4 protein-coding genes are annotated in these 4,629 nt (G+C 31.7%); 2 read left to right on the top strand and 2 right to left on the bottom strand.

Features of this window, described 5'->3' with window-relative positions:
- Nucleotides 1-989: potassium-transporting ATPase subunit KdpA (locus IDG60_RS06980; RefSeq protein WP_206160574.1), on the bottom strand; the 989-nt coding region annotated here is incomplete at its 3' end.
- Between the two features lie 23 nt (nucleotides 990-1,012).
- Nucleotides 1,013-1,123: a K(+)-transporting ATPase subunit F gene (gene kdpF / locus IDG60_RS06975; protein ID WP_001789641.1), complete on the bottom strand. Its 111-nt coding sequence runs from the start codon at nucleotides 1,121-1,123 to the stop codon at nucleotides 1,013-1,015.
- 137 nt (nucleotides 1,124-1,260) lie between these two features.
- On the opposite strand from kdpF, the gene IDG60_RS06970 reads away from it, so the two are divergent.
- On the top strand, nucleotides 1,261-3,918 hold the full coding sequence (locus IDG60_RS06970; RefSeq protein WP_000072278.1) for a sensor histidine kinase: 2,658 nt from the start codon (nucleotides 1,261-1,263) through the stop codon (nucleotides 3,916-3,918).
- On the top strand, nucleotides 3,918-4,613 hold the full coding sequence (locus IDG60_RS06965; RefSeq protein WP_001190841.1) for a response regulator transcription factor: 696 nt from the start codon (nucleotides 3,918-3,920) through the stop codon (nucleotides 4,611-4,613). Before IDG60_RS06970 ends, IDG60_RS06965 begins: the two co-directional genes overlap by 1 nt.
- The last annotated feature ends 16 nt before the right edge of the window (nucleotides 4,614-4,629 follow it).

The following is a 4,629-nucleotide window of genomic DNA, read 5'->3' as shown; positions in this document are numbered from 1 at the left end:
CCTGCTCCAAACCGTACCTCTTTACCTTCCATATTCGGTCCATAAATGCCTAAATTCGCTAGTATTGGATTACCACGATACTCACTCCACATAGTTAATGTAAGAATTGCTATAAAAATGAAAAACATTGCGACAAATAATATCAACGCATGACGATGTACTCGTTTACCATGTCTACTTAACATGCGACCAAATAAGAACAACATTGACATAGGAAGTAACATCATACTGCCCATTTCTATAAAATTGCTCCAAATATTTGGATTTTCAAAAGGTGTTGCAGAATTTCCTGCTAAAAATCCTCCACCATTCGTACCAAGATGTTTTATTGATTCAAGTGATGCAATAGGTCCAAATGCAATATGTTGAATATGTCCGCTTAAAGTCCGAATCATTAAATTAGCATGCAACGTTTGTGGTACACCTTGAGTCATCAATAAAATACTAATTAAACATGATAATGGTAAAAGTACTCGGACAATAAACCGAACAATATCTTGATAAAAATTACCAATGATATTAGTTAATCCAGTTAAACGTCTCAACATCGCTATACAAACGGCGTAACCTGATGCACTAGATGTAAACATTAAATATGTCATTACAATCATTTGCGTTAAATATGTCACATCTGATTCACCGTTATAGTGTTGTAAATTACTATTTGTTAAAAAAGATATTGCTGTATTAAACGCTAAATCTATCGATTGGTTTAAATTATGATTTGGATTTAAAAAAAGCCATTGCTGAACTATTAGCAATACAAATGTTATAAACCCCATAAATCCATTAAATGCCAGAAAATGTTTGACATATGTTTTAGCTGACATGTGTTCTAAATCTGTGCCGATAATTTTAAAACACATATTTTCAAATCTAGTAAATATTAAATCTACTCTTGACGATTGCACCAATGCTACGCGATATAGATATCCACTAAAAACATACGTAATCATAACCATCATTGTTAGAAACAAAATTATTTCCATGATAACCCTCACTTAATATATTTCTAAAATTTTTCACTACGAATTAAGGCATAAAATAAATACAAAACTAATGCAATAACTACCAGTAATAAAACGATGAGCATTGCCATAACCTCCTTACAACACAACAACATCGTAACAACTTGTTTATGAGAGAAATATTAATTTTCAAACTTAGTTATTAAGAAATCATTAAGATGTGTATGCAGAAATAAATTTTATAGCATTTAATTGTGAAGAATATTATGATATTGCTATCGAGGTGAAGGTTATGTCAAACACTGAATCGCTAAACATAGGAAAAAAGCGTGGATCTTTAACAATTTACATCGGTTACAGTCCAGGTGTTGGTAAAACATTTGAGATGCTTTCAAATGCCATTGAACTATTTCAAAGTAACGTTGATATTAAAATAGGATATATTGAACCGCATCAGCGTGATGAAACAAATGCATTAGCTGAACAATTACCTAAAATCACAACCAATTTTACTAAACATGGTAGTCATCATTTTCAATATTTAGATGTCGACCGCATAATCGAAGAATCGCCGACAATAGTACTTATCGATGAGTTAGCACATACGAATATTTCTAGAGATCGTCATGAGAAACGATATATGGATATTGAAGAAATTTTAAATCATGGTATCGATGTTCATACCACTTTGAACATTCAACATATTGAAAGTTTAAGTAGTCAAATTGAACTGATGACCGGTGTACATGTTAAAGAACGTGTACCCGACTATTTCATAATGAGCGCCGATGTATTAGAAGTCGTAGATATCTCACCTGAACAATTAATTAAACGCTTAAAAGCTGGCAAGGTATATAAAAAGGATAGGCTAGATGTAGCATTTAGTAATTTCTTTACGTATGCCCACCTAAGCGAACTGCGTACATTGACGTTAAGAACAGTTGCCGACTTGATGAGTGATAAAGAAAAAGTCCGACACAACCATAAAACGTCACTCAAACCTCATATTGCTGTGGCAATTAGTGGGAGCATTTATAATGAAGCAGTAATTAAAGAGGCATTCCATATTGCTCAAAAAGAACATGCGAAGTTCACTGCTATTTATATAGATGTATTCGAAAAAAACAGGCAATATAAAGATAGTCAAAAGCAAGTGCATCAACATCTCATGCTTGCAAAATCATTAGGAGCAAAAGTAAAAGTAGTTTATAGCCAAACCGTTGCATTAGGATTAGACGAATGGTGTAAAAATCAAGATGTAACCAAATTAATTATCGGACAACATATTAGAAATAAGTGGCGAGACTTTTTCAATACACCTTTAATTGACCATTTAATGTCCTTTGAACATAGCTATAAAATCGAAATCGTTCCAATCAAACAAATACCTGTTGAATTGAAAATGAACAAATCACCCTATCGTCCTAAAGGCAAACGTTTCGCCATAGATATGTTAAAAATGATTTTGATTCAAATAATTTGTGTAATGATGGGACTGTGGATTTATCAACTTGATAAGCATGAGTCTAGTACGATTATTTTAATGATTTTTCTCATCGGCATCATTTTATTATCCATTTGGACGCGGTCCTTCATCATTGGCTTTTTAGCAGCAATTATTAACGTATTTGTTTTTAATTATTTTTTTACGGAACCTAGATATACATTTGAAGTATATCGCTTTGACTATCCTATTACATTTATCGTTAGCATTTTAACAAGTATTTTAACGAGTGCTTTATTAAAACAAATTAAATTCCAATACTCCATTACTAAAAAGCAACTTTATCGTACAGATTTATTATTTCAATTTAATGATTCGATTAAACAAACTTATACAGTTGAAAACTTACTAATAAATGCTGGATACCAAATTAATCAATTATTGCAACAATCAATTACTATATACGTTATCAATCAATCGAAAGTAATTAAAACAATACCATTGCAAAACCATATCGATAATACGACTCAACAGCATGAACAAGCATTAAGCTGGGTAATTAAAAATGAAAGACAAGCTGGTGCAACAACAGATACATTTCCAGGCATTAATAAATGGTTGATACCAATTGGCACATCTCCGATTAAAGGCATTCTAGCCATTGATTACCAAAGTTCTCAAGTGATTAATCCATATGATGCATCAATATTAGAATCAATGTTAAATGAACTTTCTCTCGCCGTTGAAAATGTGACGTTACTTAAACAAACGAGAGAATCCATGTTACAGGCTGAACGTCAACTGACACATTCAAATTTTTTAAGATCAATTTCGCATGACATACGTACACCGTTAACAACAATTATGGGAAATTTAGATATTTTAGTATCACATAGTAAAGATATGTCTATCATAGAAAAGGAACAATTACTTGTACATAGTTTTCAAGAAAGTCAGTATTTATATCTATTAGTGACAAATATTTTATCATTAACAAAATTACAGTCATCAAATGTTCAGATAAAATTGCAACCTTATCTCGTTAGTGAATTAGTAGAAGAAATCGATATGATTTTAGAACGTCGCCATTTAAAAAAGCGTATAACTGTATCATCCTCCGTAAATTTACAGTTTATACACATTGACAGTAAGTTGATTTTACAAGCTTTATTCAATTTGATTGAAAATGCAGTTAAACACACTTCTACTGACACCAAAATCAATTTATCTATTCGTTATGCTAGCTATGAACAAATCGAATTTGCCGTTATAGACGAAGGACCTGGAATTAGTTTAGAAGAACAACAAAAGATATTCGAGCCTTTTTACACAGGATCAAATAAATATTTTAAAGATAACCAAAAAGAAAGCATGGGACTAGGCTTATATTTAGTACAGACTATCCTACACAAACATCAATCAAACTTACAATATAAACCGAACCAACCACACGGCAGTATATTCTATTTCAATATATATACAGACTTTAACGAAGGAGACGTATAATGCAATCTAAAATATTGATAATTGAAGATGATCACGCAATCACACATTTACTTGATGTTGCATTAACTTTAGATTATTACAATGTAACTACAGCCGACAATGCCACACAAGCACACTTTAAAATTCAAATTGATAAACCAGATGTCATTTTATTAGATTTAGGTTTACCAGATAAAGATGGATTATGTTTGATTTCAGAAATCAGGCAACATACTGACATTCCTATCATTGTAATAAGTGCAAGACAAGAAGAACAAACAATTATTCAAGCTTTAGATAACGGTGCGAATGACTATATGACTAAACCTTTTAATGTTGATGAGCTTCGGGCACGAATACGAGTCATCGAGAGAATCGCTAAGTCACATCAAGAAACTAACATTGTATTTACTAACGGTTTGCTAAGCATCGACTTTGGCTCCAAATCTGTTGTTATTAATAATCAGGAGGTACATTTGACGCCAAATGAATTTAGCTTGTTAGAACTATTGTCAAATCATAAAGGAAAAGTACTCACTTATGAGATGATATTAAAACGAATATATGGCTATGTTAATAAGACTGAAATGCCTAGTTTAAGAGTGCATATGACATCATTAAGACAAAAACTTTCACAATGTCATGAGGACGCAAAAGATATTATTAAAACACATCCACGCATTGGTTATCAAATGTTGCAGTGGAAAGAGAAATAATTAAATAAAAAAGATC

It is taken from the genome of Staphylococcus sp. EG-SA-2, assembly GCF_017152085.1.
This window is presented reverse-complemented; position numbering and strand designations above follow the sequence as displayed.

Excerpts from the sequence above, each read along its gene's own strand:
- kdpF (WP_001789641.1), bottom strand. The coding sequence starts at position 1,123 with ATGTTGTTGTGTTGTAAGGAGGTTATGGCAATGCTCATCGTTTTATTA.
- IDG60_RS06970 (WP_000072278.1), top strand. The coding sequence starts at position 1,261 with ATGTCAAACACTGAATCGCTAAACATAGGAAAAAAGCGTGGATCTTTA.
- IDG60_RS06965 (WP_001190841.1), top strand. The coding sequence starts at position 3,918 with ATGCAATCTAAAATATTGATAATTGAAGATGATCACGCAATCACACAT.